The 23,729-nt window shown below is 61.8% G+C and carries 27 protein-coding genes; 17 read left to right on the forward strand and 10 right to left on the reverse strand.

The features are described from left to right. The first annotated feature begins 70 nt into the window (after positions 1 to 70). The 4 genes from B5E41_RS12070 (at position 71) to B5E41_RS12085 (ending at position 5,208) form a co-directional block, all read left to right on the forward strand. A complete protein-coding gene (locus B5E41_RS12070; RefSeq protein WP_088393868.1) occupies positions 71 to 589 on the forward strand; it encodes a FecR domain-containing protein in 519 nt (172 codons plus the stop codon). A 5-nt stretch (positions 590 to 594) separates the two neighbouring features. Then, entirely contained in the window at positions 595 to 2,451 is a 1,857-nt protein-coding gene (locus B5E41_RS12075) for a CHASE2 domain-containing protein (RefSeq protein ID WP_088393870.1), read from the forward strand. A gap of 98 nt (positions 2,452 to 2,549) precedes the next feature. Then, positions 2,550 to 4,505, forward strand: a complete 1,956-nt coding sequence (locus tag B5E41_RS12080; RefSeq protein ID WP_088393872.1) for a DEAD/DEAH box helicase — start codon at positions 2,550 to 2,552, stop codon at positions 4,503 to 4,505. Between the two features lie 43 nt (positions 4,506 to 4,548). After that, entirely contained in the window at positions 4,549 to 5,208 is a 660-nt protein-coding gene (locus B5E41_RS12085) for a class I SAM-dependent methyltransferase (protein ID WP_088393874.1), read from the forward strand. A gap of 16 nt (positions 5,209 to 5,224) precedes the next feature. Here the strand turns inward: B5E41_RS12085 and B5E41_RS12090 are convergent, their stop codons facing one another. The 5 genes from B5E41_RS12090 to B5E41_RS12110 are packed head-to-tail and all read right to left on the reverse strand — an operon-like array spanning position 5,225 to position 10,683. Next, positions 5,225 to 6,448, reverse strand: a complete 1,224-nt coding sequence (locus B5E41_RS12090) for a molybdopterin molybdotransferase MoeA (RefSeq protein ID WP_088393876.1) — start codon at positions 6,446 to 6,448, stop codon at positions 5,225 to 5,227. Then, the gene (gene moaC, locus B5E41_RS12095) at positions 6,445 to 6,942 is read right to left on the reverse strand and encodes a cyclic pyranopterin monophosphate synthase MoaC (RefSeq protein ID WP_088393878.1); all 498 of its coding nucleotides are present in this window, start codon (positions 6,940 to 6,942) and stop codon (positions 6,445 to 6,447) included. The genes B5E41_RS12090 and moaC overlap by 4 nt, the downstream gene beginning before the upstream one ends. A 1-nt stretch (position 6,943) precedes the next feature. Next, positions 6,944 to 7,756 carry an indole-3-glycerol phosphate synthase TrpC gene (gene trpC / locus B5E41_RS12100; protein ID WP_088393880.1) on the reverse strand — a complete coding sequence of 271 codons (813 nt, stop codon included), beginning with the start codon at positions 7,754 to 7,756 and terminating at the stop codon, positions 6,944 to 6,946. A gap of 9 nt (positions 7,757 to 7,765) precedes the next feature. Continuing rightward, a complete protein-coding gene (gene trpD / locus B5E41_RS12105) occupies positions 7,766 to 8,782 on the reverse strand; it encodes an anthranilate phosphoribosyltransferase (protein WP_088393882.1) in 1,017 nt (338 codons plus the stop codon). Positions 8,783 to 8,790: 8 nt separating this feature from the next. Beyond that, a complete protein-coding gene (locus B5E41_RS12110) occupies positions 8,791 to 10,683 on the reverse strand; it encodes a SurA N-terminal domain-containing protein (protein ID WP_088393884.1) in 1,893 nt (630 codons plus the stop codon). Between the two features lie 220 nt (positions 10,684 to 10,903). Between B5E41_RS12110 and B5E41_RS12115 the strand changes: the two genes are divergently transcribed. Further along, positions 10,904 to 11,185, forward strand: coding sequence for a hypothetical protein (locus tag B5E41_RS12115; protein ID WP_088394322.1), 282 nt, complete (start codon positions 10,904 to 10,906; stop codon positions 11,183 to 11,185). A gap of 79 nt (positions 11,186 to 11,264) precedes the next feature. Here B5E41_RS12115 and B5E41_RS12120 read toward each other — a convergent pair whose 3' ends face one another. After that, positions 11,265 to 11,519, reverse strand: coding sequence for a GlsB/YeaQ/YmgE family stress response membrane protein (locus tag B5E41_RS12120; protein WP_088393886.1), 255 nt, complete (start codon positions 11,517 to 11,519; stop codon positions 11,265 to 11,267). Positions 11,520 to 12,071: 552 nt separating this feature from the next. On the opposite strand from B5E41_RS12120, the gene B5E41_RS12125 reads away from it, so the two are divergent. The 3 genes from B5E41_RS12125 (at position 12,072) to B5E41_RS12135 (ending at position 14,548) form a co-directional block, all read left to right on the forward strand. Next, positions 12,072 to 12,230: an entericidin gene (locus tag B5E41_RS12125; protein ID WP_088393888.1), complete on the forward strand. Its 159-nt coding sequence runs from the start codon at positions 12,072 to 12,074 to the stop codon at positions 12,228 to 12,230. A 491-nt stretch (positions 12,231 to 12,721) separates the two neighbouring features. Then, positions 12,722 to 13,615 carry a transglutaminase family protein gene (locus B5E41_RS12130; RefSeq protein ID WP_088393890.1) on the forward strand — a complete coding sequence of 298 codons (894 nt, stop codon included), beginning with the start codon at positions 12,722 to 12,724 and terminating at the stop codon, positions 13,613 to 13,615. Between the two features lie 126 nt (positions 13,616 to 13,741). Beyond that, a complete protein-coding gene (locus B5E41_RS12135) occupies positions 13,742 to 14,548 on the forward strand; it encodes a transglutaminase-like domain-containing protein (protein ID WP_088393892.1) in 807 nt (268 codons plus the stop codon). Between the two features lie 38 nt (positions 14,549 to 14,586). On the opposite strand, the gene B5E41_RS12140 is transcribed toward B5E41_RS12135, so the two are convergent. Then, entirely contained in the window at positions 14,587 to 14,811 is a 225-nt protein-coding gene (locus B5E41_RS12140) for an alkylphosphonate utilization protein (RefSeq protein ID WP_088393894.1), read from the reverse strand. Positions 14,812 to 14,975: 164 nt separating this feature from the next. Between B5E41_RS12140 and B5E41_RS32670 the strand changes: the two genes are divergently transcribed. Next, on the forward strand, positions 14,976 to 15,098 hold the full coding sequence (locus B5E41_RS32670; RefSeq protein ID WP_261340622.1) for a hypothetical protein: 123 nt from the start codon (positions 14,976 to 14,978) through the stop codon (positions 15,096 to 15,098). Between the two features lie 421 nt (positions 15,099 to 15,519). Here the strand turns inward: B5E41_RS32670 and B5E41_RS12150 are convergent, their stop codons facing one another. After that, positions 15,520 to 16,215 (reverse strand): TetR/AcrR family transcriptional regulator, encoded by a 696-nt coding sequence (locus B5E41_RS12150; RefSeq protein ID WP_088393896.1) that lies wholly within the window; start codon positions 16,213 to 16,215, stop codon positions 15,520 to 15,522. A gap of 175 nt (positions 16,216 to 16,390) precedes the next feature. On the opposite strand from B5E41_RS12150, the gene B5E41_RS12155 reads away from it, so the two are divergent. Further along, positions 16,391 to 16,873 carry a RidA family protein gene (locus B5E41_RS12155; protein WP_088393898.1) on the forward strand — a complete coding sequence of 161 codons (483 nt, stop codon included), beginning with the start codon at positions 16,391 to 16,393 and terminating at the stop codon, positions 16,871 to 16,873. 396 nt (positions 16,874 to 17,269) lie between these two features. Here the strand turns inward: B5E41_RS12155 and B5E41_RS12160 are convergent, their stop codons facing one another. Together B5E41_RS12160 and B5E41_RS12165 are read right to left on the reverse strand one after the other, a co-directional pair. After that, positions 17,270 to 18,502: a tyrosine-type recombinase/integrase gene (locus B5E41_RS12160; RefSeq protein WP_176439378.1), complete on the reverse strand. Its 1,233-nt coding sequence runs from the start codon at positions 18,500 to 18,502 to the stop codon at positions 17,270 to 17,272. Beyond that, on the reverse strand, positions 18,502 to 19,137 hold the full coding sequence (locus B5E41_RS12165; protein ID WP_088393902.1) for a hypothetical protein: 636 nt from the start codon (positions 19,135 to 19,137) through the stop codon (positions 18,502 to 18,504). The genes B5E41_RS12160 and B5E41_RS12165 overlap by 1 nt, the downstream gene beginning before the upstream one ends. A gap of 169 nt (positions 19,138 to 19,306) precedes the next feature. On the opposite strand from B5E41_RS12165, the gene B5E41_RS12170 reads away from it, so the two are divergent. From B5E41_RS12170 to B5E41_RS12200, 7 genes are all read left to right on the forward strand, one after another. Beyond that, the gene (locus B5E41_RS12170; protein WP_088393904.1) at positions 19,307 to 19,522 is read left to right on the forward strand and encodes a hypothetical protein; all 216 of its coding nucleotides are present in this window, start codon (positions 19,307 to 19,309) and stop codon (positions 19,520 to 19,522) included. Between the two features lie 111 nt (positions 19,523 to 19,633). Continuing rightward, on the forward strand, positions 19,634 to 21,649 hold the full coding sequence (locus B5E41_RS12175; RefSeq protein ID WP_088393906.1) for a toprim domain-containing protein: 2,016 nt from the start codon (positions 19,634 to 19,636) through the stop codon (positions 21,647 to 21,649). A 316-nt stretch (positions 21,650 to 21,965) separates the two neighbouring features. After that, positions 21,966 to 22,253, forward strand: a complete 288-nt coding sequence (locus tag B5E41_RS12180; protein ID WP_088393908.1) for a hypothetical protein — start codon at positions 21,966 to 21,968, stop codon at positions 22,251 to 22,253. Positions 22,254 to 22,335: 82 nt separating this feature from the next. Beyond that, positions 22,336 to 22,539, forward strand: coding sequence for a hypothetical protein (locus tag B5E41_RS12185; RefSeq protein WP_088393910.1), 204 nt, complete (start codon positions 22,336 to 22,338; stop codon positions 22,537 to 22,539). Next, positions 22,536 to 22,754, forward strand: a complete 219-nt coding sequence (locus B5E41_RS12190; protein WP_088393912.1) for a hypothetical protein — start codon at positions 22,536 to 22,538, stop codon at positions 22,752 to 22,754. Before B5E41_RS12185 ends, B5E41_RS12190 begins: the two co-directional genes overlap by 4 nt. Before the next feature lie 35 nt (positions 22,755 to 22,789). Then, a complete protein-coding gene (locus B5E41_RS12195; protein WP_088393914.1) occupies positions 22,790 to 23,248 on the forward strand; it encodes a hypothetical protein in 459 nt (152 codons plus the stop codon). After that, positions 23,245 to 23,655 carry a transposase gene (locus B5E41_RS12200; protein WP_088393916.1) on the forward strand — a complete coding sequence of 137 codons (411 nt, stop codon included), beginning with the start codon at positions 23,245 to 23,247 and terminating at the stop codon, positions 23,653 to 23,655. The genes B5E41_RS12195 and B5E41_RS12200 overlap by 4 nt, the downstream gene beginning before the upstream one ends. The last annotated feature ends 74 nt before the right edge of the window (positions 23,656 to 23,729 follow it).

Raw genomic sequence — 23,729 nt, forward strand, 5'->3', positions numbered from 1 at the left:
CCTCGCATGGAAGAAGACGGTTGGCGGGTGCTTTCGCAGAAGCAGTTCCGCACGGTCACGGGGGCTTTCCATGAATATGACGTTTCTCAAGCTGTTTGCCGCCGCGCTCGTTGCCGGCCTCATTCCGCATGACGCGGCGCTCGCGCAACCTGCGGGCTGCGCGATCTCGCGCGATGCCGGCGCCCGCCAGACGCTCAGTTGCCCTGGTGGCGTCAAGGTGACGGCGGAGGCCGGCGCGTCTTTCCAACTCTCCGACCGCAACCGTGACGGCAGTCCCGATTCGGCCTCGGTGCGGCGCAAGGCCATTCTCGTCGATGTCGACGGCAGTCAGCATGCCGGTGGTTTCCAGGTGGTGACACCGCAGGCGATCGCTGCCGTGCGCGGCACACAATGGGCTGTGGACGTCGCAGGCGGCAAGACCTCGGTCTTCGTCGTCAGAGGCAGCGTGGCCGTCCGCCGGCCTGCCGCCGAGCCGGTGGTGCTGTCACCGGGCGAGGGCGTCGATGTTAGCAGCGGGACCGAGCCGCTGGTCGTGCGCCGCTGGCCCGCACCGCGTGTCGCCGCCCTTCTCGCCCGGCTCGGCCAATAAATGCCATGAATCATCGCCAGCTGACCGTGGTCGCGCTGCTGCTCGCCGGTCTTTGGGGCGCGGCGCTCGGCTATCTCAATCTCAATGGCGGGATAGGCCTTCTCGATCGGATGGAGGCCTCGCTCGCCGACATTCGCAGCATCGTCGTCGGAGCGAAGGCGCCGCCTCCCGTCGTCTCGATCGTCGCGATCGACGACCGTACGGCGGCGGCCCACGGCTATCCGCTTGACCGGGCGACACTGGCGCGCCTCATCAATGCGATCAACGCTTTGAAACCGAAGGCTCTGGCTCTCGACATTCTGCTCGTCGATCCGGGACCGGAGGAGGGCGATGCGGCGGTGACCGCTGCCCTTGGAGCGGGACCGAGCGTGATTGCGGCGGCGGCCACCTTTGCGCAGAGCCGGCAGCGGGTTACCGACCTGGCGGACGATCCGCTTGCCGCCATCCCTGAGGCAGATCAGCTTCTCTTGCCGCTTCCCCGCTTTGCCGACGCGGCCGCGGTCGGTGTTGTCAACGTCGCGACCGACCAGACCGGCACGCCGCGTTTCATTCCACTGATTTCGCGCGCCGCAGACCGGCTGGATCCGGCTTTTCCGCTGCGCGCCGCCTCGGTGGCGCTCGGTGTCGATCCCAGCATCGAACGCGATGCGATCATGCTCGGAGCATTGCGCATTCCCACGGATATCGGCCAGCGCCTGCCGGTGACCTTTTATGGCCGGCGCGGCAGCATCGCCACGTCGAGCGCCGCCGACGCGCTTGACGGCAAGTTGGCGGCGGACGCGATCACCGGCCGCATCGTCGTCATCGGCTCGACCGTCACCGGCGGCGGCGACGTCTTCCCGACGCCGTTCGATCCCGTCATGCCGGGCGTCGAGGTGATGTCTACCGCGATCACCCATCTCGTCACCGGCGACGGCCTGGTGCGCGACCACAGGATCAGGCTGATCGATGCCGCCATTGCCGTCGGGCTGGCGATCATGCTGGTTTCGCTGACCGCCTGGCGGCGAAGTGCTGCGGGCTATGCCATCATCGTGCTGGCGCTGGTCGTCTGGGCAATGCTCAATCTGGCGGCGTTTGCGCATGGCTATTGGCTGAGTGCCGCCCTCCCGATCGCCGCAGCATTGCCGCCAGCCCTGATCTTCGGCGCAGCCGAGCTCTGGCTCGACCGTGGCCGCGCCCGCCATTTCGCCGAACAAAGCGCGCTGCTGCAGCGTATCGAGGCGCCCGGCCTTGGAGAATGGCTGGCGCGCCATCCGAATTTCCTTGCCACCCCGGTGCGCCAGAACGCTGCCGTCGTCTTCATCGATCTCTCGGGCTTCACCGGCCTCAGCGAAACCCTCGGCCCGGTCAAGGTGAGCGAAATGCTGAGCGGTTTCTTCGAAATCATCGATGAGGAGACGCGCGCCCACGGCGGCGCCATCACCAGCTTCATGGGCGACGGGGCGATGATCCTGTTCGGCCTGCCGGAGCCGACCAACGACGATGCCGCCCGGGCCATCGCCTGCGCGGTCAGGCTCTGCGAGCGCACCCGCGCCTGGCTTCGAACGCAGGGGAGCTTTGCCGGGAAAAAAATCGGCTTCAAGGTTGGCGCCCATTGCGGGCCGATCGTAGCCTCGCGGCTCGGCACCGGGGACAGGCAGCAGATCACGGCGGCGGGCGATACGGTGAACGTCGGGAGCCGCCTGATGGAGGTCGCCGCCCGCCATGGCGTCGAGCTGGCGCTCAGTGCCGAAATCGTCGGCGCCGCGGGCCCGGACAGCGTGCTCCTCAAATCGGGCCGGATCGAAGGGCCACTGGAAACGGAACTGCGCGGCCGGGCCAGCCACATCGACGCCTGGCTGTGGCGCAGCCGCACGCTTTGACAATCGCTGCGGGAGCGGCTAGGAACGGCGCAAATATCCCGCCGGCTGGCTCCGGCCATGGCGCATTTCGCGCCTGACAGCTCCGAAAGATCGAACTCATGACAGAATTCAACGGCGTCGTTCCGGCGATCGCCAAGGCGTTGCAGAAGCGCGGTTACACCGAACTTACCCCGGTGCAGCAGGCGATGCTCGATCCGGCGCTTGCCGCTTCGGACGCGCTGGTCTCGGCCCAGACCGGGTCCGGCAAGACTGTCGCCTTCGGCCTGGCGCTGGCGCCGACACTGCTCGAAGGCAGCGAGCGCTTCGGTGCTCCCGGCGCGCCCCTTGCCCTCGTCATCGCGCCGACGCGGGAGCTTGCCTTGCAGGTAAAGCGTGAACTCGAATGGCTCTATGAGATGACCGGCGCGGTGATCGCCAGCTGCGTCGGCGGTATGGACATCCGGAGCGAGCGCCGGTCGCTTGAGCGCGGCGCCCATATCGTCGTCGGCACGCCCGGCCGGCTCTGCGACCATATCCGCCGCCACGCACTCGACATGTCGGAGCTGAAGGCCGCGGTGCTCGACGAGGCCGACGAGATGCTCGACCTCGGCTTCCGCGAGGACCTGGAATTCATCCTCGATTCGGCGCCGGACGAGCGGCGGACGCTGATGTTTTCGGCGACCGTGCCGGCGGCAATCGCCAAGCTTGCCAAGAGCTATCAGCGCGACGCCGTGCGCATCAGCACCGCGGCCGAGGAAAAACAGCATGTCGATATCGAATATCGCGCGCTTGTCGTCGCCCCGAGCGACCGCGAGAACGCGATCATCAACGTGCTGCGTTATTACGAAGCGACCAACGCCATTGTCTTCTGCTCGACGCGCGCCGCCGTCAATCACCTGACCGCACGCTTCAACAACCGCAATTTCTCCGTGGTGGCGCTGTCCGGTGAGCTGACGCAGAACGAGCGCAGCCACGCGCTGCAGGCGATGCGAGACGGCCGCGCCCGCGTGTGCATCGCAACCGACGTCGCTGCCCGCGGCATCGATCTGCCGGGCCTCGATCTCGTCATCCACGCCGACCTGCCGACCAATCCGGAAACGCTGCTGCATCGCAGCGGCCGCACCGGCCGGGCCGGTCGCAAGGGCATCAGCGCCATGATCGTGCCGCTGAGTGCACGGCGCAAGGCAGAGCGTTTGCTGGAGAATGCCGGCATTTCGGCAGCCTGGGCACGGCCGCCGTCGGCCGAGGAGGTGAACGAGCGCGACGACGAGCGGCTGCTTGCCGATCCGATCTTCCACGACGCGCCACAGGAGGAAGAACAGAAGCTGGTGCAGCAGCTTCTCGCGAGCCACGGCGCCGACAAGCTCGCAGCCGCTTTCCTGCGTCTCTACCGCACCAATCATTCGGCGCCGGAAGATCTGATCGAGGTTACCGTTCAGGACGATCGCGGCCGTAAGCGCCGCGACAATGCCGCCCCTTTCGAGCCGGCGCAAAAGGGACCGCGCGAAGATTTCGGCCCCAGCGTGTGGTTTTCCGTCTCGGTCGGGCGCAAACAGAATGCCGAGCCGCGCTGGCTGATCCCGATGCTCTGCCGCAACGGCAACGTGATGAAGCGCGAGATCGGCGCGATCAAGATGCAGCCCGAGGAAACCTATGTGGAGATCGCGGCAGCGAGCGCCGAGAGCTTCCTGAATGCGATCGGACCGAACAAGGCGCTCGAACGCGGCATCCGCGTGACGAGGCTTGCCGGCACGCCGGATTTCAGCCGCGCGCCGTCGCCGAAACCCTATGCCGGCAAGGCGTCCCGTGACGAACGGCCGGGCGAGGCATTCCGCGAGGAGCGGCCGAAGAAAAAGTTCGGCAAGGGTTCGAGCGGCGGATATTCAGCAGCCGACAATGGCGGCGGCGAACGGCGGGACGCCAAGCCTTGGAGCAAGAAGACGACCAAGCCCGGCTACGATGGCGCGAAATCCGACAAGCCCAGATATGAAAAGCCGAAATTTGAAGGCGGCAAGCATGAGGGCAAAGGCGGCGCTGGGCCGAAAGGCAAATTCTCGAAGAAGAAGTCCGGCTGATTTGATCGCCGCGTGACTTCTTGACCGGCAGGATCAGACGACGATGAAACGCTCCGGAACGCCGTGTCCCGATCCGGCCGCCTTCATCACGGCCAATCTGCCGATCTCTCCGGTCCCCTCAATCCCCGAGATCCTGCTCCACACCGCCGGGCCTGCGAGCGGGCTCTGGCGGCTTGCCGGCCGTCGAGAAGCCGACGCGCCGCCTTACTGGGCCTATCCCTGGGCCGGCGGCGTGGTGCTTGCCCGCCATCTGCTGGACCGGCCGGAAATCGTCGCCGGCCGACGCGTCCTCGATCTCGGCGCCGGCTCCGGGCTGGTCGCCATAGCGGCGGCAAAAGCCGGAGCAGCGATGGTGACGGCGGTCGATGTCGATGCCAATGCGATTGCAGCGATCGGTCTCAACGCGACGATCAACGACGTGACCATCTCGGCAGTCGCCGCCGATATCCTTGATACGCCGCCGCCGGAAGCGACTGATCTCATTGTGGTCGGAGATCTTTTCTATGATCCCTCGCTTGCCCTGCGGGTTATGCCTTTCTTGCGGCTTTGCCGGGCAAGCCGCATCGAGGTGCTGGTCGGCGATCCCGAGCGGGCCTATTTGCCGGATCGAGAACTCAAACGAATCTCGACACAGGAGGTTGCGGACTTCGGCGAGGCTGCCAGCGGTGGCGCGGTGCAAGCGGGCGTTTTTTCGCTCTCCTGATCAGGAAGGGGCGAGACTATACGAGAAGATCCGGCCGCAGCAGCATGACCGGGCAGGACGCTCCGGCCGGCAGCTCCGGGGCATGCGGCGGGCGGATAATAAGGCAGTCGGCCTGCGCAAACACCTTCATCATCGAGGAATCCTGCTTGCCGAAGGGTTCGGCCAGCCAGTTTCTGGTCGTGGATTTCGCAAGCCTAGCCCTGATATAGTCCTGCCGGTGATCATTGGCGCGCAACGTGACGGCCGCCTCGACTACTGTCTCGCGTCGCACTGGGGGCAGGGAGGCGAGCTTGCGGATCAGGGGCTCGAGGAACAGCAGCGAACAGACGAGGCTTGAGACCGGATTGCCGGGCAGGCCGAGCACATGGGTTTGGCCGAAGCTGCCGACCATCAGCGGTTTGCCGGGGCGCATGGCGATGCGCCAGAAATCGAGCTGCATGCCGGCCTCGATCAAGGTGGCCTGCACCAGATCATGGTCGCCGACGGACGCGCCACCGAGCGTCACGATGACGTCGGCCTTCGCATCCCGTGCCTTGTCGACCGCCGCGATGATTTTCGTCTTGTCGTCCGGCACGATCCCGAGATCAATGACATCGGCGCCGGCTCTGCGGGCAAGGGCTGCGATACCGAACGTATTGGAGGCGATGATCTGCGAAGGGCCGGGTTGGCTTCCGGGCGGCAGCAACTCGTCGCCGGTTGCGAGGATGGCAATCAGCGGGCGCTTGAGAACCTCGATATCGGGCCGGTTCATGCCGGCGGCGACCGTCAGCCGGGAGAAATCGAGCACGGTGCCGGCAGGCAGCACCGCTTCGCCTTCGGTGAAATCTTGGCCGCGGGGGCGCACATGCTGGCTCTTCCGCACCGGGGACCTGGTTCTGATGCCGCCATCGATCTTTTCCGCATCCTCCTGCAGCAGGACGCTGTCGGCGCCTGGCGGAACAGGCGCGCCGGTGAAGATACGCACGGCCTCTCCCTGGCCGACGCTTCCTTCGAAGCCATGGCCGGCGGATGACGTGCCGATGACCTTCAACACGGCGCCCGGCTCCGGCGCGTCTTCCCTGCGCAATGCGTAGCCGTCCATGGCCGAGGCATTGAAGGGCGGCTGGGTCAGGCGCGCCGTGAGATCAACCGCCAGAACGCGGCCTTCAGCCTCGGCAAGCGGCAGCGTGTCGGACGCAGCGACGGGCTTTGCGCGGGAGAGCAGGCGGTCCAAGGCGTCGGCGACCGGCAGAAGGTTCATCTTGCCTCCGGATGACGGAAGTCGCCTGACTTGCCGCCGGATTTTTCGAGCAGCCTGACGCCGCCGATCTCCATCGCCTTATCGGCGGCCTTGGCCATGTCATAGATCGTCAGACAAGCGACCGAGACGGCGGTCAGCGCCTCCATCTCGACACCGGTCTTGCCGGTCAGCTTGGCGGTTGCCGTGACGCGCAGGCCGGGCAGGGCGGCATCTTCCTCAATCTCGACGGTGATCTTCGTCAACATCAGCGGATGGCAGAGCGGGATGAGATCGGCGGTGCGTTTTGCCGCCATGATGCCGGCCAAGCGCGCCGTGCCGATGACATCGCCCTTCTTGGCATTGCCCTGACGGATGAGCGCAAGGGTCTCCGGCGCCATCTTCACATGACCCTCGGCGGTGGCAATGCGCACCGTCTCGGCTTTGTCGGAGACGTCGACCATATGCGCCTCGCCTGACGCATCGATATGGGTGAGGCCGGGCTTACCGCCGCTCATCTCATTCGGCCGCGATGGCGGCTTCGCCAAAGAGCAGCGCGCGGGTGGCGGCCGCCACGTCGTCCTTGCGCATCAGGCTTTCGCCGACAAGGAAGGTATTGATGCCGACGGCCTGCAGGCGCTGGCAATCGGCATGGGTGAAGATGCCGCTTTCGCCGACCAGTAGCCGGTCTGCCGGAACCATGGAGGCAAGTGTCTCGCTGACCGTCAGGCTGACTTCGAAGGTGCGCAGATTGCGGTTGTTGATGCCGATAAGCGGCGAGTTGAGCTTCAGCGCCCGTTCCATTTCCGGCCCGTCGTGAACCTCGACCAGCACATCCATGCCGAGCGAAAAAGCTTCGTCCTGCAGACGCTCCGCATCGTCATCGCTCAGCGACGCCATGATCAGCAGAATGCAGTCGGCGCCCCAGGCGCGGGCCTCATGGACCTGATAGGTCTCGAACATGAAGTCCTTGCGCAAAGCGGGCAGGACGCAGGCGGCGCGTGCCGCCGTCAAAAATTCCGGCGCGCCCTGAAAGCTTGGCGTATCGGTAAGCACGGAAAGGCAGGCTGCGCCGCCGGCTTCGTAGGCCTTTGCCAGCGCCGGCGGATCGAAATCTGGACGAATGAGGCCCTTGGACGGGCTTGCCTTTTTGATCTCGGCGATCAGGCCGAAATGGCCCGCCTCACGCTTGGAAACGAGCGCCTTGTAAAAGCCACGCGGGGCGGACTGGCCGGCCTGCATCGCCTTCAGATCGGCAAGCGACACCGCAGCCTTGGCGGCGGCGATTTCCTTGCGCTTGTAGAGTTCGATCTTCTTCAGGATATCGGTCATCAGCCAATCCTAATCGATATCGTTGGAAACGGCGATGAGTTTGTCGAGGGCGAGCGCGGTGGCGCCGCTATCCAGCGAATGCGCGGCCAGCGCCATGCCGTCGCGGATCGTTTCCGCCTTGCCTGCGATAACAAGCGAGGCGGCGGCATTGGCGAGCGAGACATCGCGATAGGCATTCTTTGCACCGCCAAGCACCTCGCGAAGCGCTGCGGCATTGGCGACACCGTCACCGCCCTTGATATCGGTGAGCAGGCAGGGGCTGATGCCGAAATCGGCAGGCGATAGCTCGAAAGTGCGGATCTTGCCGTCTTCGAGCGCCGCCACCTTGGTGATGCCGGTCGTGGTGATTTCGTCGAGGCCATCGCCATGGACGACCCAGACGCATTCGGAACCGAGATCGCGCATGACTTCCGCGAGCGGCACCAGCCACTGCGGCGAGAAGACACCGAGCAGCTGGCGGCGGACGCCGGCCGGATTGGAGAGCGGCCCGAGAAGATTGAAGATGGTGCGCGTGCCGAGTTCGACCCGGGAGGGGCCGACATGGCGCATGGCGGAATGATGCAGCTGCGCGAACATGAAGCCGACCCCGGCATCCGCGATGCAGCGCGTGATGATCTCGGGACCGACGTCGATATTGACGCCGAGTGCCGCCAGATTGTCCGCAGCACCCGATTTCGAGCTCAGCGCCCGGTTGCCGTGTTTGGCGACGGGAACACCGGCGCCGGCGACGATCAGCGCTGCCAGCGTCGAAATATTATAGGTGCCGCTGGCGTCGCCGCCGGTGCCGACGATGTCGATCGCATCGGCCGGCGCCTCGACGGTCAGCATTTTCGACCGCATGGTGTTGACGGCGCCGACGATCTCGTCGACGGTTTCGCCGCGCACGCGCAGCGCCATCAGGAAGCCACCGATCTGCGAGGGCGTTGCCTGGCCCGACATCAGGATGTCGAAGGCATCGCGGGCCTCGTCACGCGTCAGCGGCTCGCGGCTTGCGGCCTTGGCCAGGAACGGCTTCAGATCGGTCATAAAACCTCCTAGCGGGTCGTTGCCTGTTCGGCGAGCGTCTGGTTGATCGAAGCCCCATACTGCGTCTGCAGCAGGTTGACCATCTGGTCGAGGATATCATCGCCGGCGGCATTGGCCATGGCGGTGAGCTGGGCGTCGCGGTTGTTCAGCACGTCGCCGGTCGGCTGGCTGTTGACCTCGGTGACCTTCATCAGGATCTGCGTCGAGGGATCGGCGCCGACCGCGCTCGCAACCGTATCGACCGGGCCGGAGAAGGCGGCCTTGACGGCGGCGCGTCCGAGAACCGGATCATCGGTGGAGCGGGTGATACCGCTCTTGCTTTCGACGGCAATGCCGAGCGGCGCGGCAATGTCCGCAAGGGCGGTGCCCTTTTGCGCCTCAGCCTTCAATTCCTCGGCCTTCTTGGCGAGTTCGGCCTTCTGCTGCTCTGCTGTCCAGTCCTCGACGGCTTTCTCGCGCACCTCCGCGATCGGGCGGTCCCGGTCCGGCGTGATTTCGCGGACGTTGAACCAGACATAGCCGTCATTGCCGATCGGAAGCGGCGAGGCATCGACGCCGACCTCGGTCTTGAAGGCTTCGCCGAGCAGCTGCTGCTTGGCGGGAAGATCCTTGACCTCTTTGCCGTTCTTGTCGGCGCCAGTCGCATCGACGGCGTCGATGGTCACCGCCTTGAGCTTCAGCTGACCGGCGATATCCTCGAGCGTGGAGCCGCCGGCGCGCATGTCCTCGATACGGTCATGAACGTTGATCACTTCCTGAGAAGCATTGGAAAGCGCCAGCTGCTTGCGGATGTCTTCCTTCACCTCGTCGAAATTCTTGACCGTTTCCGGCTTGATGTTGGTGATGCGCAGGATGACCGGGCCGAACGAGCCGTCGACGACAGGCGTCGTGCCGCCATCTTTCGACACCGCAAAGGCGGCATCGGCGACGGCCTGGTCGGGAACCTTGTCCTTGGTGAACTCGCCGAGCAGCACGTCGCTTGCCGTCTTGCCCTGGTCGGTGACCAGCTGGTCGAAGCTGGTGCCGCCCTTCAGCGCCGTTTCGGCGGCGGTGGCGAGATCCTTGCTGGTGAAGGTCAGCTGTTCGATCGTCCGGCTTTCCGGCGTGCGATAACTATCTTTGCCCTTCTCGAAAGCTTCGCGGATCTGGTCGTCGGTAACGGTCGCGGCATCTGCGATATCGGCCGGCTGCAGCTTGAGATAGATGAGCTTGCGGTATTCCGGTGCGCGGTAGCGCTGCTTGACGCCTTCGAACCAGCTCGCCAGCACGTCGTCGGCGGGGGCCTTGATCGGCTCGATATTGGCGTTGGTCAGCAAGAGGTAGTCGATGCTGCGGCTTTCATCGCCGTAGAGCTTCAGTGCATCGATCAGCGTCTTCGGCGCGGTAAAGCCGTTGGAAACGGCATCGACGATCTGGCTGCGAACGGCGACCTTGCTGCGCTCCTTGATGTAATCGTCCTGGCGGATGCCGGCATTGCGCAGGCGCGAAACGAACAGCTCGCGATCGAACTGGCCATTGACAGCCTTGAAAGCCGGATCGTCGCCAATGAGCTGGGCGAGACGATCCTCGGACAGTCCGAGGTTCATATCTTCGGCGAGCTGGTCGAGTGAGGCGCCGGCAACGAGCTGTGACAGCACCTGCTGCTCGACTCCGAAGGCGCGGGCCTGCTCGGGCGTGAGGCGCATGCCGAACTGCTGGCCGATGCTTGCCACCTGACGCTGATAGGCAAGGTGGAATTCGTTGACCCCCACCTTCTGATCACCGACGGTCACGACCGTGGTGCTGCTGCCGCCCGATATCAGCTCACGCGATATGCCCCAGATGCCGAAGGAGGCCACCAGGAGAAGCAGGAGCAGCTTGGCAACCCAGGTCTGAGCAGCTCTTCTCAGAAGATGGAACATGGAAACGCAAACCTCGCAGTATTATTGACCCGCGCACGGGCAGACATTCGACGTTCCTTAAAACAAAGCCGACAGGAAATGAAGGGTTTGTCACGCGAAAAGCTGCGCATGGCCGCGAGGGCGACGCAAGGCGTTGATGGTGAACAAAAGATCGGCTCGCGGCGGAACCTTTCAGGCCGCCATTTCGTTGAAGCGGCATCCCATGAAACAGGAGCAGACCATGGCAGAATTGAAAACCGCTTCCGCCGAATCCACCGCTGCGCGCGTCAAGGCGGATATTGCAGCAGACGATCTGTCGGCGCAGGTTACGGCACTCCGTGAAGATCTCTCCAGATTGACGGACAGTGTGCGGGCGCTGGGGCAGGGGGCAAAGTCGGTAGTTACGGACGAAGCTTCGCTGATGACGGAACGGCTGCGCGACAAGGTTCGCGAAGAACCGATGATGGCGCTCGCGGTAACGGCAGGCGTAGCCTATCTCTTCGGCCTGCTGAGCCGCCGCTGAACATGGAATTCGGGACAGAAAAAGCCGGACGCAAGGCGCGCCCGGCTTCTAGTCATGTCCGCCAGTTATGCTTGCACAATCAGCGGCGGATAGCGCGGCCGATGAAGATCAGAATGCAGGCACCGATGAAGCCTGTGATAAGGTAACCAAGCCACCCCCCCAACGGCTGGATGTGCAACAGACCCAAAATCCAGTTGGCGACGATCGCGCCGACGATGCCGAGCAATATGTTCATGAGCACGCCCATATTGCTGCTCATGACCTTTTCTGCCAACCATCCGGCGATGCCGCCGATGATGATGGCCGCAATCCAACCCACGCCTGCGTTTTCCATAGTGATCCCTCCTGGTGAAACGACTCGCAAGAATGCACGAAACCAAAGAAAGTTCCACTCCTGGAGGAACTTGAGCGCTCACGGATGCAGCAGGGTGACCGGCGTCTCGAGCAAGTAAGCGATGAGCTGGAACAGCAGGCCGGCAATGGCAAGAATTGCGAAGCCGAAAGGCATGATCAGGCTTTTGCTAAACATTCTTTCCTCTCCGTTTTTAAGTAAAGCATAAGCCGAAGCGCGTGTTACGCAAGGTTATTACTAACAATTGGTTAAGTGCGACATTTAAGTAAAATGATAAACTTCAGGGACGCAGTCGCGAAAATCCTAGAGATATGAGGATGAAATACACGGATGACTGGCACCAACTTCGATTCCCGCCAACAATTCTACATTTCGGCGAGTTTTAACTGGAGTAATTCGGCTCTTGGCGGAACAGGTAGCCGCCGGATGCACCAATTCGGCGCAGGTGCTGAATTATGTCCGGCCGCCGGCGCATTGATTTTAGCTCGGACTGCGTCATTTTTCCGAGGGTTCGTTCAATCAGGGAAAACCTCGATGCCAAAAGCTGCAATGGCCATCGCCTGCTGCCTCTGCCTGCTTACGCTCTCCGGCTGCGGCAATACCGCATACGGGCTGAAGAAGGATGGACAGGAGGCGAGCCACGCAATGGATAATGCGACCCATCGGGTGCTTTCGGCCGGCGCCAAGAAGTAATGGCGGCTGCCGGCGACACACGGCAAATCTTGCATGAAAAAAAGCCCGCCTGGGGTGAGGCGGGCTTAGCACAACAGAGAGAATGGACGGACGAAAACCGTCCCGACTGATACAGCATTTCCTAAAGGCGCCGCCGTACGTCATTCGACGTAACCGCGACCGAAAGGTTCCGGCAGCGGCGTTAGAATCGGGTCAGAAGTTGCCCCAATTCTGAGCGCGGGCACGGGCGCGAATAATCCGGTATTCGCGACCGCCATAGAGCGAACCGATGGTCAGCAGAAGCGTCAGAACGTCCCAGATGATATGCATGTTATCCTCTCAGGTTGGACGGCTCTGCCGTCGATCGGTGAAGGTACAATAGCAATCTTTCGAACCTGCTTATATGACAAGAAATCGGGATGAGCAGGGAAAGGAGCAGGCGCTTGCGGCGTCTGATAAGACGCGCGGCGCTGTAGGAGCAGCAACGTGAACAAATCAGCCGGCGCCAGCCCATGACGATTTTCTCCGTCCGCCACATCACGTCCTATCGTTACCGCCGGCAGGTCGATTTCGGCGAGCATCGCCTCATGTTCCGGCCGCGCGACAGTTTCGACCAGCGGCTGATCGAGGCGTCGCTGATGACCTATCCGGAACAAAGCCATGTTCGCTGGATCCACGATGTTTTCGGCAATTGCGTGGCGCTGGTCGATTTTTCCCGGCCGTCGGCGGAGCTTCGTTTCGAAACCTGGATCACGCTCGATCACACACCTCAATTCGCTCCCGATATCCGCATCGACGAAGCGGCGCTGACCTATCCCTTCTCTTACGACAAGGACGAAATCGCCGATCTCGCGCCGGCGATGCAGCGCCACTATCCCGATCCAGGCGATGAGGTCGGCCGCTGGGCGCGGCGGTTCGTGCGTGTGGGCCACCCGACTGAGACCGGGCACCTGCTGATGACGATGTGTTATGCCATTCGCGAAAGCTTCGTTTATGCGCGGCGCCAGGAACACGGGACGCAGTTGCCGATCGAAACCTTGCAGCTTCGTTCCGGCACCTGCCGGGATTTCGCACTTCTGATGATGGAGGCGGCCCGCACGCTCGGTCTGGCCGCCCGGTTCGTCAGCGGTTATATCTATGTCCCCGACCGAGACGGCTCCACCGTGCTCGGCGGCGGCTCAACACATGCCTGGTGCCAGGTCTATCTTCCCGGTGCGGGCTGGGCTGAGTTCGATCCGACCAACGGCATCGTCGGCAATCGCGATCTCATCCGCGTGGCCGTTGCCCGCGACCCGCGCCAGGCAATTCCCCTGAGCGGCAGCTATGACGGCGATGGCTCGGATTTCGACAGCATGACGGTGCAGGTCAACGTGACCACGCGGCAGCCATGGATCAAAGAGGGGTAGCGGTCGATTGCCGGCCGGGGATGCCGGATCGGCGCCGAACGACAGCCACGGTCGGCGGAACCGGGCAGCCCGACCGACGTTCCATACTCACCTCCACCCATGCTGGGAGAGGTCGAGGAAACCGCAATGAAAATACGCGCCGGATTTCATCTTGGCTATGAATGCATCCAGCCGACGCCGATGCTGCTGGTCCTCAACATTCACCCCTCGCGTCGCGCCGATCTTCTAAGCGAGCAGGTCCTGACATTCGATCGGCCGATCGAAGCCTGGGAATATACCGACAGTTTCGGCAACGCCTGCAGCCGGATCGTCGCTCCGCCGGGGCTGACGACGATTTCAACCAGCTTCGAGATCTACGATACGGGACAAGCCGACGTCGTGCCCACCGAGGCCGTGCAGCACGCGATCAAGGACTTGCCTGACGAGGTGCTCGTCTTCCTGCTCGGCAGCCGTTACTGCGACACCGACAGGCTCTCGGATTTTGCCTGGGAAACCTTTTCATCGACGCCGCTCGGCTGGGCGCGCGTGCAGGCGATCTGCGATTTTGTGCATAACCACATCACCTTCGACTATCAGAAGGCCGACGTTCTCCGGACCGCTCATGGCGGATTTACCGACAAGAGCGGCGTCTGCCGCGATTTCGCCCATCTCGCTATGGCGCTTTGCCGATGCATGAATATTCCCGCCAGATATTGTACCGGCTATCTTGGCGACATCGGCGTCCCAGCCGATCCCAATCCGATGGATTTCAGCGCCTGGTTCGAGGTCTTTCTCGGCGGCCACTGGCACACGGTCGATGCCCGCCACAACACCCCGCGTATCGGCAGAATTCTGATGGCGACAGGCCGAGATGCCACGGACGTCGCGATGTCGACGGCTTTCGGCCCGGCGAAGCTTTCCCGCTTTCAAGTGATCACCGAGGAAGTGCCGTAAGTTGCAGCCAGGCACCCACGGGCCGCCGCAGGTAGATCCTACGCCTTCTTCAGGAACTCCGTTTTCAGCACGAGGCCTTTGACCTGCTTGGTGTTGCACTCGATTTCGCCGGGATTGTCGGTCAGACGAATGCCTTTGACCAAGGTCCCGCGCTTCAGCGTCTCCGAGGTGCCCTTAACCTTGAGGTCTTTGATCAACGTCACGGAATCGCCGTCGTGAAGCTGAGCTCCGTTGCTGTCCTTTACAATAATGTCTTCGACCATGATGTCCTCGCTTGATGATCCGAGAGGGGAAATCACGACAACAGGGGAGAGTCAATCACCAGCCCGTCCCGTCCGATGCTCGTTCTCCTGCCCCCCGTCAGCGGCTGAACAGACCTCACGAACACAGCTGCACAGCCAGCGATGCGCGGGATCGGGAACGTCGGATGTCGCCGTGGCAGGCCCCCGAGGCGATTCACTCAGGGATGCAGATCACCTTTGCCGTCGCCGCCATGGCGATCGCCGCGGCACTCGCCATTGCGGCCGTGACTTGCCGCCGCGGCCGCTGAAGCAGAGCGCCGTCGAGACTGAGACCAAGGTCCGATCCGCCCCGGACTTCATGCCGATACCAAACCCTCTGTCGCTGCAATAGGTTTTCGCGGTGGAACGAACTTGCGGAGTTTAGCGGTGACCAAAATCTTCGTTGTGGGGATGATCCTGACGCCGGTTATTTTCTGGGGTTCCATCGGTGCGCTGATATACTCGATGTTGTCGTGAACGGATGTTGCACTTTCGTTCGCGGCCCAGAAGCGGACTTGAGGAGCGCGTTGAACCTGGCTGGTGCCCATCCTCAAAGACATTCCCAGGCATACGCTAGATCTGTGGCTTCTTGTGCAGAATTAGGCGGCTCGGACGCCCCGGGTACAGATCGTGAAAGACCAGCTGGTCAGTATCCTGACCGAGTTTTCTGTTCGGGAGCTGAGCCCTTGTTCATCGGCTCGGAACAAGCCCGTCAAGCAGCAAGCCCAGACCTTTCCTGAAAACGCCGTCCCAGTCATTGTCCAGCAGCAGACGAGCACGCTCGATCGTCGGGTATTGTGCGCTGAGATGAGCAAGGCGCTGCTGCCCGGCGAGCATGTCTTCGTCCGAAAGGTTGAAGTTCGCACGAGTGATGGTCGCCCCCATCACATAGTTCCAGAGGGACCATATCGCGCCGTTCAAATCCGCCTCCTCGACACCGGCTCTGGATAAGACCCTGCCCAGCAACTCCAGACGCCCGAGGATGTTCGGGCCGAGCGCCCGGCGCGGCAGCAGCGATGCCGACCAGGGATGGCGCAGCATGCTGGCGCGCCAGTCCTCGAGCATGTGAAAGATTGCGCCGCGCCAATCCCCAGCCTCAATGCTTTGCGGCGTCCCGCGATATTCGAGCACCGAGTCGAGCGCCAGATCAAAGACTTGCTCTTTGTTGTCGACGTGCCAATAGAGGCTCATCGCGCCAGCGCCGAGGCGATCAGCCAGGCGGCGCATCTTCAATCCGCCGACACCTTCGGCGTCCAGCAGTTCGACCGCGGTTGCCACGATTCGTTCGATCGACAGGGCCGGTTCACTGCCCGTCTCCTGCATGGACAGAAGCGGCCCAGTTGGCCATTGAGGTCGTTTGCCCTGAGAGCCGCCTTTGGCTGCCATGCGTCCTTCCTAATGATTTGAAGGTCGTTTTAAGCCGACAAAGCCGCGAATGTCGACTCCGGCCGATTGACTCGTACAACGTACGATGCGATTGGGTCGTACATTGTACGAGTCAATTTTGCGATTCGGGGACCGCGGGCGACATTGCTCGCAGTCCGCAGGCCAAGAGAACAACATGTCACACATCAAACATCTGCTTATCGGAGGGCTGATCATCATGACCACGGGAATTTCCACTGCGATGGCGAATGCGGGCGACCTCAAGCCAATCATCGTCAATCCGAAAAACCTCTACGACCCGACGCCGAATGGCTACAGCACGGCGGTGATCGTACCGGGCGGCGCGCGGTTGGCCTATATCTCTGGGCAGGGCGGCCAGGACAGCACCGGCGTCTTGTCGCCGGACTTCGCCGTCCAGGTTAAGCAGGCCTACGCCAATTTGCGTGCCGCTCTCGACGGGCTCGGCGCAAGGCCGGATCAGGTCGCCAAGCTTACGGTCTTCGTGGTCGATCACGACATGTCCAAGCTCGAAGTGCTGACCAGAAACGTCAAAGAAACCTTCGGCGCGGCGCTGCCGGCGCAGACCCTTGTCCCGGTTCCGAAGCTTGCAATAGACCCGATGCTCTTCGAGGTCGAAGCCGTCGTCGTTCTGGAATAGTCGCAGCGATGGATCCGGCTACGGCAAGGCTGCCGACTTTCTTTCGACCTGAGGATTATCGCTGCAGAAAATTGCGGGGCCGCCGTTTTCTGCCGCCGCCTGAAGTCGATCTCCTGGGGGCACGCCTCAAGGCCTGCAGCATCGGGCGGCTGAACGCCGGCACATGATAAGTGGAAAGTGGCGGAAGAGGTGGGATTCGAACCCACGGTACGGTTTCCCGCACGCCGGTTTTCAAGATAGGGAACCGGGCTATTGCCGTTTCGCACTTCGTCGCGTTTCTCAGCGTAACGCCTTGTTAGTTAGAAGCGAATCTCGGCGCTTATCGGCTTCGTGTTAAGTCGTTCTGCGGCGCATGGTACCGTTTTTGAAACAGCGAATGCCGAAAAAATGCCGAAATCAAGGCTTGTCGGAAGCGGCAATCATTGCGGAAAACTGCTTGCCTAGCTGATCCGCTGCGGCCTTGTCTCGGCCCTTGACCGCATGCACGTAAGTCTGCAACGTGAAGCTTGTTGTGCTGTGACCGAGCCTCTCGGAGACGGTCTTAATGTCGATGCCACCGGCCACCATTGCGCTTGCCATGCCGTGCCTAAAGCCATGGGTAGGCGCAACGCCCTTGACGCCCGACTGTCTGTGCAGTTGACGGAGCCGGATCGTCAGCACGCCGGGTGGCAATGGCGCTCCGCCGAACGTCGGAAAGAGTAACAGCGGCTCACGCTGATATCCTTTTCCCCATGCAAGCATCATTTCGTTAATCACTGTGCGATGCTTTTGGACCATCGGCACAAACTCGGAAGGGATGCTGATCGTCCTAATCGAAGTTTCCGACTTCGCCCGATCGTCGCGCAGGATCGGCTCGCCCTTTTCACCCGCCACCACGGTGCGGAAAATGCTAATCGTCTCCGCGTTGAGGTCGATGGCGTCGAAGGCAAGGCCGAGGATTTCCGAGCGCCGCATACCGCAGACCATCAGCAAGGCAACCAGCAAGGTCATGCCGGGGTGCTTGCCGCTATCATCGGCGCGTGCTGCCGCCTGATAAACGCTGACGGCTTCCGCCTCCGTCATGATCCTGATTTTCGATTTGCCGGGCGAGGGCGCTTTCACGTCCTTAAACGGATTGGACGCAACCAACTTCCAGCGCCGGGCTTGTTCCATAGCGTTGGAGCCGATTCGATAAAGATGCAGAAGGGTGCGGTCGGCGAGCGGCCTCGTCCCACGCGGCTCTCCTTCTTTCGCTAGCTTCCTTCCCGCGCCGCCGTTCACTTTGAGCACGGCGAGCGCTTCGTCGATGTGGAGAGGAGAAAGCTTACCGATCTGGATATGGCCAATCTCGCGGCATAGCAGACCGAGATTGCGTCGATAGCCGATCAGGCTGGTTTCCGCCAATTCACCACGCGCTTGCCAATATGCGAGAAGCCGTTCTGTAAAGGCGGTAAAGGTCTGCTTTTCGGCATCGCCAATGCCGCGCTTTTCACACTCAGCCTCCATTTTCGCTGCATACGCTTTCGCCTCGGCTTGTCGGGTGAATGACTTGGTTTGCCGCTTTGTTGTGCCGTCCCTACCGGTCAGACTCCAGACTGCTTGGAAGTATGTAGTTCCGGTCGAGCTTACTTGCCGTCGAACTGAGGCCATCACCTTCTCTCCTTTTTTGATGTGCTGTGCGCCGCCCGGCATGAGGGCGAGCAGAACTGCGTTCCGCGTCGCTGCAAAACGAACCAATCTCCGCATTGCTCGCAGACTGCCATGTCGACATGGTTCTCAAGGTGAAGGGCAGCGCTCGCAACCATGTAGGCCCCTAGGTCTTTGGGGATGATGTGCATGTTCAGGCCACGGCGAACACTTGCGCCGATTCTGATCTCAGCGACATGCGGCACGAAGGTGACGTCGAACATTGGCGAGGCGAGCAATGCCTCGATGACGTAGCCGTTATCAAACTCGGTGCAGAGGCTGGTTGGCGGTATGATCGTCGTCCAGCAAGAAGCGGCGAGTTTCAGCAGGCCGGAGAGGTATTTCCAACCGCCGGTGTCTCCTTGCGTCGTCGGCGACAATTGGCCGAATGGGTCACCGCGACGGCGGAGGAAGTCGACGATCGCATCACTATTATCGAAATTCAGCTCGGAAAAATTGCGCCACCAAGCGGCCGGCCCAACAAGTTCCAACGGGCGACCCTTTCCGCTGGTCCTGAAGGCAAAGGTTTCTCCGGTTCGACCCACGATTTCCGCCGCAGGCCATGCACGGCCCTTCCAGATTAGTTCCCCGAATTCCATTCCTTACCCTCGCATCGCATGATTGCGCGTCGTACAGCAACATATAACACAAAAATAAGCGAATAAAATAAAGTTATTGCGGATAAATCGCTCATTTGGCATAGTTTCGTTGGCGAACGAATGAGTTGCGGTGAGGCGGCTCGACCGGCAAAAATTGGAGGCACATGACATGGCTGGCCAGCGGAAGACAACGAAGCGGACGGGTCCGGGATATTCGATTGCGGCGTTCTCGCGCGTAACTGGCATGCCCTATCGGCGCGTCGAGAAGGCGGTGGCGGCTGGGGAAATCGCCTCGGTGACGTTGGGCGGCGTTCGGCGAATTCCCGAGACAGAACGGGACCGCATCCTTCGGGCCTACGGCATCGAAACTCAGGCCGCAGAATAAGATGTCCTGCGGGCGCGACATAGCCCGCCAAATCTCAGACAGGCCAGCATGCTCGGCAGTGGTTCCGCAGTGGAACCACGATGGACGGTGCGTGCCGGCGGAGACGCTGCAATGATGGATCTTCTCGCCAAGTTCAGCAATGTCCGCACGAACGGCAGGGGCTGGACGGCTCTTTGTCCCGGTCACGAGGATCGCCAGAACAGCCTGAGCATCGGCCTGGGCGACGACGGCCGATGGCTGTTGAAGTGCCATGCCGGATGCGAACTCGCGACCATAACCGCAGCGATCGGCATCGACGTTGCGGATCTCTTCGCCGAAGGCAAGAGAAAGAAGAAGGGGTCTCCCACTAATCCCTCCAGAAACAGCGCTACAGTGCAACAGTCGGGCTTTACGCTCGCCGCCTACGCCGAGACGAAAAGGCTGCCGACCGAGTTCCTGCGACAGTGGAGCCTCAGCGACATGACTTATGCCGGCCAACCGGCGGTTCGCATTCCCTATATCGGACCCAGCGGGGAATTGCTGGCGTCACGCTTCCGCATCGCCCTCAATGGCGACCGCTTCCGGTGGAAAGCCGGTTCCAAACCCTGCATCTACGGCCAGAGCCGCATCGAGGAAGCTCGCAAGCGGCAGTCGGTGGTATTGGTTGAGGGCGAAAGCGATTGTCATACGCTCTGGTATCACGGCATTCCGGCGCTCGGCCTGCCGGGTGCCAGCAGTTGGAATGAAAGCCGGGATGCGTCGCTCTTCGAGGGCATCGGCGAAATCTATGTGGTGATCGAACCGGACAAGGGCGGCGATGCGGTTCGGGAATGGCTGTCGCGCTCGGCCATCCGGCATCGCGTCAAATTGCTTGAATTGCCAACGAAGGACGCTTCCGCGCTCTATCTTGATGATCCGGCGCGCTTCAAGGAACGTTGGCGCGTCGCCTCACTCGGAGCTTTGCCATGGACGACCGTTGCGGCCGAACTCAACACCGAAGAGCGTGCCGAAGCATGGAGCCTTTGCGAGCCGCTGGCGAAGAGCCGCAACATCCTCGCCGACTTCGCTAAAGAACTCGCCGACCATGGTGTGGCGGGAGAAGAGAAGACGGCCAAGATCGTTTACCTGGCTCTGACATCGCGGCTCCTGGAGCGGCCGGTCTCATTGGTGATCAAGGGGCCGAGCTCTGGCGGCAAGTCGTACATCGCCGAACAGACGTTGAAGTTTTTCCCGCAGAGCGCCTATTACTCGCTTTCGGCGATGTCGGAACGGTCACTGGCCTATAGCGACGAACCGCTGGCGCACCGGCATCTGGTGCTGTTCGAGGCTGGTGGTATGGGCCAGTTCGGCAGCTATCTGATGCGCTCGCTACTTTCGGAAGGGTGCTTGCGCTATGAGACGGTGGAGAAGACACGGGACGGTCTCAAGCCGAAGCTGATCGAACGACCCGGACCTACGGGGCTGCTTTGCACCACGACGCGATTCACGCTGCATCCCGAAAATGAAACACGAATGCTTTCGCTCACGGTCACCGACAGCCGAGAACAGACAACGGCGGTGCTTGCGGAAATCGCCCGGCAGATACCACGTGCCGAAAACGGTCTCGATCATTGGCAAGCCTTGCAGACCTGGTTGGCCAGTGGTGCTTGCGAAGTGATCGTCCCTTATGCGGATGCGCTTGCCAGGCTCGTGCCACCGGTTGCGGTCCGGCTCAGGCGCGACTTCTCGACGTTGCTGTCGCTGATCAAAGCACATGCACTTTTGCATGCCGCCACCCGCATCAAGGACAACCACGGCCGGATCGTCGCGACGATCATCGATTACGAGGCCGTCCGCGTCCTGGTCGTCGATATCATCGCGCAAGGAGTCGGAGCCACGGTCAAGCCGCACGTCAAGGAAATCGTCTCAGCCGTCAAGCAATTGAACGGCTCCTACGAAAACCCCATCGGTTATCGCGCGCTCATGGACCTTCTGCATCTCGACAAGGCGACCGTATCGAGAAGGGCGCGTGAGGCAGTCGATCTTGGTTATCTCGACAATCTGGAAAAGCGCGAGCGCCAACCCGCGCGGTTGATCCCCGGCGATCCGTTGCCGGACGAGGTCGAGGTGCTCCCTACAGCTGAAGAACTGGAGGAAAAATCTGGATAGACAACCACAGATACCCCGCTGTTGCGCAGTTGCGCTGTTTCAGGAGGGGTATGACACACCCCCCACCAACTGAGAGGTAAAGGCGATGAGAAACAAGCTAACGAGTTGGACATGTCCGCGCTGCAAGAAGACGACCCACAATCCGCAATACGTCCGGGACCGCTGGTGCGAACCATGTGACGGCGATCACAGAGGCCGGCGGAGACCAAAACGACAGCCGTTGGCCCCGGCTTCGGGCAGCAAGACCGCGCCCGAGCCGGCCATGTGAGGACCTGTCACAAGTGTCACCCCGAAGTCCGACAGAAAGGAAAAGAACATGAACATCGCACCGACACCGGCTTTCAGCGCCGCCCTCTATGCCGCCTGCGCCAGGTATGGCGGCTGGCATTGCGAGCCGCGCAGCGGCGTGATCCGACGCACCGAACCCGACGCGCCATCACCGACCGAGTTGATCGCAATGTTCCGCGACGAGTTTCCGCGCGACTATGAGCTGACGGTCGCGGGTCTGCCCGAAACATGGCCGGGCGATCCATCCGATCCTGAACCGCTCGGCTTCTGCGCGCCGACTCCGCAGAGCCTGATACCGGTGATGCGAGGCGAGTAATCAAACCAGGCGGTTGCTGCCCACTGGCATCTCCCGGTTTTACCGCAGAGGGAACGGGCCGCAACGAGGATGAGACCGGGCTATGAGTGAAAACGAAAGATTAGCGCAATGGATGCTGAACTGGGTCAAGCAGCATCCCGAAGTGAGGCACCAGCGGTGGCTTTCCGACAAGATGATCCATGTGGCGGTCGATGCGTTCCCCGAGGTTCAGCCGAACGAACTGCAACTCGCGCTTTCCAGAGCGAAGGAACTTCCTACGCAATCAATAGCCGGGACTGAACGATGAGTGCCACTTCCACAGCGCGTCAGCGCCGCTACAGGAGCCGCCAGAAGGCCGGCCGCCGCGTGATCATGCTCGAGGTCGACGAGGTCGAACTTGCCGCAGTGCTGGAAAAATTGCGTTTTCTCAACCCGCTGAACGCAGACGACGACGAGGCAGTCCAGCGTGCGTTGCAGAACCTGCTCGGGGTACTCTGCCGCGCAATGGCCGATGACACGTAACGCCGAGGTACTCCGCGATTTGCTACCATGGAAACATGGTTGAATTGAAAGCATGCGACATAGTGAAGTCGGGCACGATCAGCGATGCTGCGTTGCACGAGGCCGGGCACTGCATGGCCGCCCTCAGGTACGGGATCGGTGTCCTCCGTGTGTCACTTGACGAGTGCGAAATCGAGCCTGCTGGCGATTTTATCGAGCAGGGACGACACCACGGCTCCCTGGCCGTAGGATACGCGGTCATCGCGCTGGCCGGCCAAGCTGCAGCGCCTAAAACTGGCATGTCGGTGTCAGACCAACTTCTGTTGGCGAATGCGTGTTTTTTGGGCTCATTTGCCGATTGTCCGGCCGAGATGAGCCGCGCGTTTTCGGTACTCGCCGAGCGTTTCGTTCTCGATCATCGCGTGGAGATCGAAAAGCTGGCCGGCATCCTTGATAAACGCCGCTGCATTTCGGGCACCGAGCTCGGGGAAATTTTCGGGAGCATAGGGCAATGACCGGCAACGACGATGAAGAGCAGCTAGCCTTTATCGCGGCGCGCGCCGAGGAGATCAGGATCGGCCTCAACACCAACCTCACGGAGGAGCAGCTTCAACGGCCCTTGAGCAGGCGTTCGGCTCACGCACTCGTCGCGGCCACGACCGCCGCTACAGCCGCGAAGCTGAAGGCGCTCGCTGCCCGGATCGAAGCAATTGAGGAAGGTGGAATTAGATATCTTGGGAACTATCAGCGCGCATCCTCCTACAGCAAAGGCGATACCGTCACGCATTCCGGAAGCCTTTGGGTTGCCCTGAAGACTGTCGCAGAGGGCACGGCACCCGGCAGCGATCCAGCCTGCTGGCAACTGGCTTCGAAAGGCGACAGACCGGTGAAACGCACCATGGCGGTATCGACCCCGGCATGATGATCATCGATTTACCTCCTCGAATAGCCGACGCAGTCGAAAGAGCTTGGGAGCTCGCTGCCGAGCACCTGCAA

The organism is Rhizobium esperanzae (assembly GCF_002204185.1).
GTDB classification, from domain to species: domain Bacteria; phylum Pseudomonadota; class Alphaproteobacteria; order Rhizobiales; family Rhizobiaceae; genus Rhizobium; species Rhizobium esperanzae.

Bases quoted from the DNA above. Each gene is read 5' to 3' on its own strand.
- B5E41_RS12070 (WP_088393868.1), top strand. From the start codon at position 71: ATGAATATGACGTTTCTCAAGCTGTTTGCCGCCGCGCTCGTTGCCGGC.
- B5E41_RS12075 (WP_088393870.1), top strand. From the start codon at position 595: ATGAATCATCGCCAGCTGACCGTGGTCGCGCTGCTGCTCGCCGGTCTT.
- B5E41_RS12080 (WP_088393872.1), top strand. From the start codon at position 2,550: ATGACAGAATTCAACGGCGTCGTTCCGGCGATCGCCAAGGCGTTGCAG.
- B5E41_RS12085 (WP_088393874.1), top strand. From the start codon at position 4,549: ATGAAACGCTCCGGAACGCCGTGTCCCGATCCGGCCGCCTTCATCACG.
- B5E41_RS12090 (WP_088393876.1), bottom strand. From the start codon at position 6,448: ATGAACCTTCTGCCGGTCGCCGACGCCTTGGACCGCCTGCTCTCCCGC.
- moaC (WP_088393878.1), bottom strand. From the start codon at position 6,942: ATGAGCGGCGGTAAGCCCGGCCTCACCCATATCGATGCGTCAGGCGAG.
- trpC (WP_088393880.1), bottom strand. From the start codon at position 7,756: ATGACCGATATCCTGAAGAAGATCGAACTCTACAAGCGCAAGGAAATC.
- trpD (WP_088393882.1), bottom strand. From the start codon at position 8,782: ATGACCGATCTGAAGCCGTTCCTGGCCAAGGCCGCAAGCCGCGAGCCG.
- B5E41_RS12110 (WP_088393884.1), bottom strand. From the start codon at position 10,683: ATGTTCCATCTTCTGAGAAGAGCTGCTCAGACCTGGGTTGCCAAGCTG.
- B5E41_RS12115 (WP_088394322.1), top strand. From the start codon at position 10,904: ATGGCAGAATTGAAAACCGCTTCCGCCGAATCCACCGCTGCGCGCGTC.
- B5E41_RS12120 (WP_088393886.1), bottom strand. From the start codon at position 11,519: ATGGAAAACGCAGGCGTGGGTTGGATTGCGGCCATCATCATCGGCGGC.
- B5E41_RS12125 (WP_088393888.1), top strand. From the start codon at position 12,072: ATGCCAAAAGCTGCAATGGCCATCGCCTGCTGCCTCTGCCTGCTTACG.
- B5E41_RS12130 (WP_088393890.1), top strand. From the start codon at position 12,722: ATGACGATTTTCTCCGTCCGCCACATCACGTCCTATCGTTACCGCCGG.
- B5E41_RS12135 (WP_088393892.1), top strand. From the start codon at position 13,742: ATGAAAATACGCGCCGGATTTCATCTTGGCTATGAATGCATCCAGCCG.
- B5E41_RS12140 (WP_088393894.1), bottom strand. From the start codon at position 14,811: ATGGTCGAAGACATTATTGTAAAGGACAGCAACGGAGCTCAGCTTCAC.
- B5E41_RS32670 (WP_261340622.1), top strand. From the start codon at position 14,976: ATGTCGCCGTGGCAGGCCCCCGAGGCGATTCACTCAGGGATGCAGATC.
- B5E41_RS12150 (WP_088393896.1), bottom strand. From the start codon at position 16,215: ATGGCAGCCAAAGGCGGCTCTCAGGGCAAACGACCTCAATGGCCAACT.
- B5E41_RS12155 (WP_088393898.1), top strand. From the start codon at position 16,391: ATGTCACACATCAAACATCTGCTTATCGGAGGGCTGATCATCATGACC.
- B5E41_RS12160 (WP_176439378.1), bottom strand. From the start codon at position 18,502: ATGGCCTCAGTTCGACGGCAAGTAAGCTCGACCGGAACTACATACTTC.
- B5E41_RS12165 (WP_088393902.1), bottom strand. From the start codon at position 19,137: ATGGAATTCGGGGAACTAATCTGGAAGGGCCGTGCATGGCCTGCGGCG.
- B5E41_RS12170 (WP_088393904.1), top strand. From the start codon at position 19,307: ATGGCTGGCCAGCGGAAGACAACGAAGCGGACGGGTCCGGGATATTCG.
- B5E41_RS12175 (WP_088393906.1), top strand. From the start codon at position 19,634: ATGATGGATCTTCTCGCCAAGTTCAGCAATGTCCGCACGAACGGCAGG.
- B5E41_RS12180 (WP_088393908.1), top strand. From the start codon at position 21,966: ATGAACATCGCACCGACACCGGCTTTCAGCGCCGCCCTCTATGCCGCC.
- B5E41_RS12185 (WP_088393910.1), top strand. From the start codon at position 22,336: ATGAGTGAAAACGAAAGATTAGCGCAATGGATGCTGAACTGGGTCAAG.
- B5E41_RS12190 (WP_088393912.1), top strand. From the start codon at position 22,536: ATGAGTGCCACTTCCACAGCGCGTCAGCGCCGCTACAGGAGCCGCCAG.
- B5E41_RS12195 (WP_088393914.1), top strand. From the start codon at position 22,790: ATGGTTGAATTGAAAGCATGCGACATAGTGAAGTCGGGCACGATCAGC.
- B5E41_RS12200 (WP_088393916.1), top strand. From the start codon at position 23,245: ATGACCGGCAACGACGATGAAGAGCAGCTAGCCTTTATCGCGGCGCGC.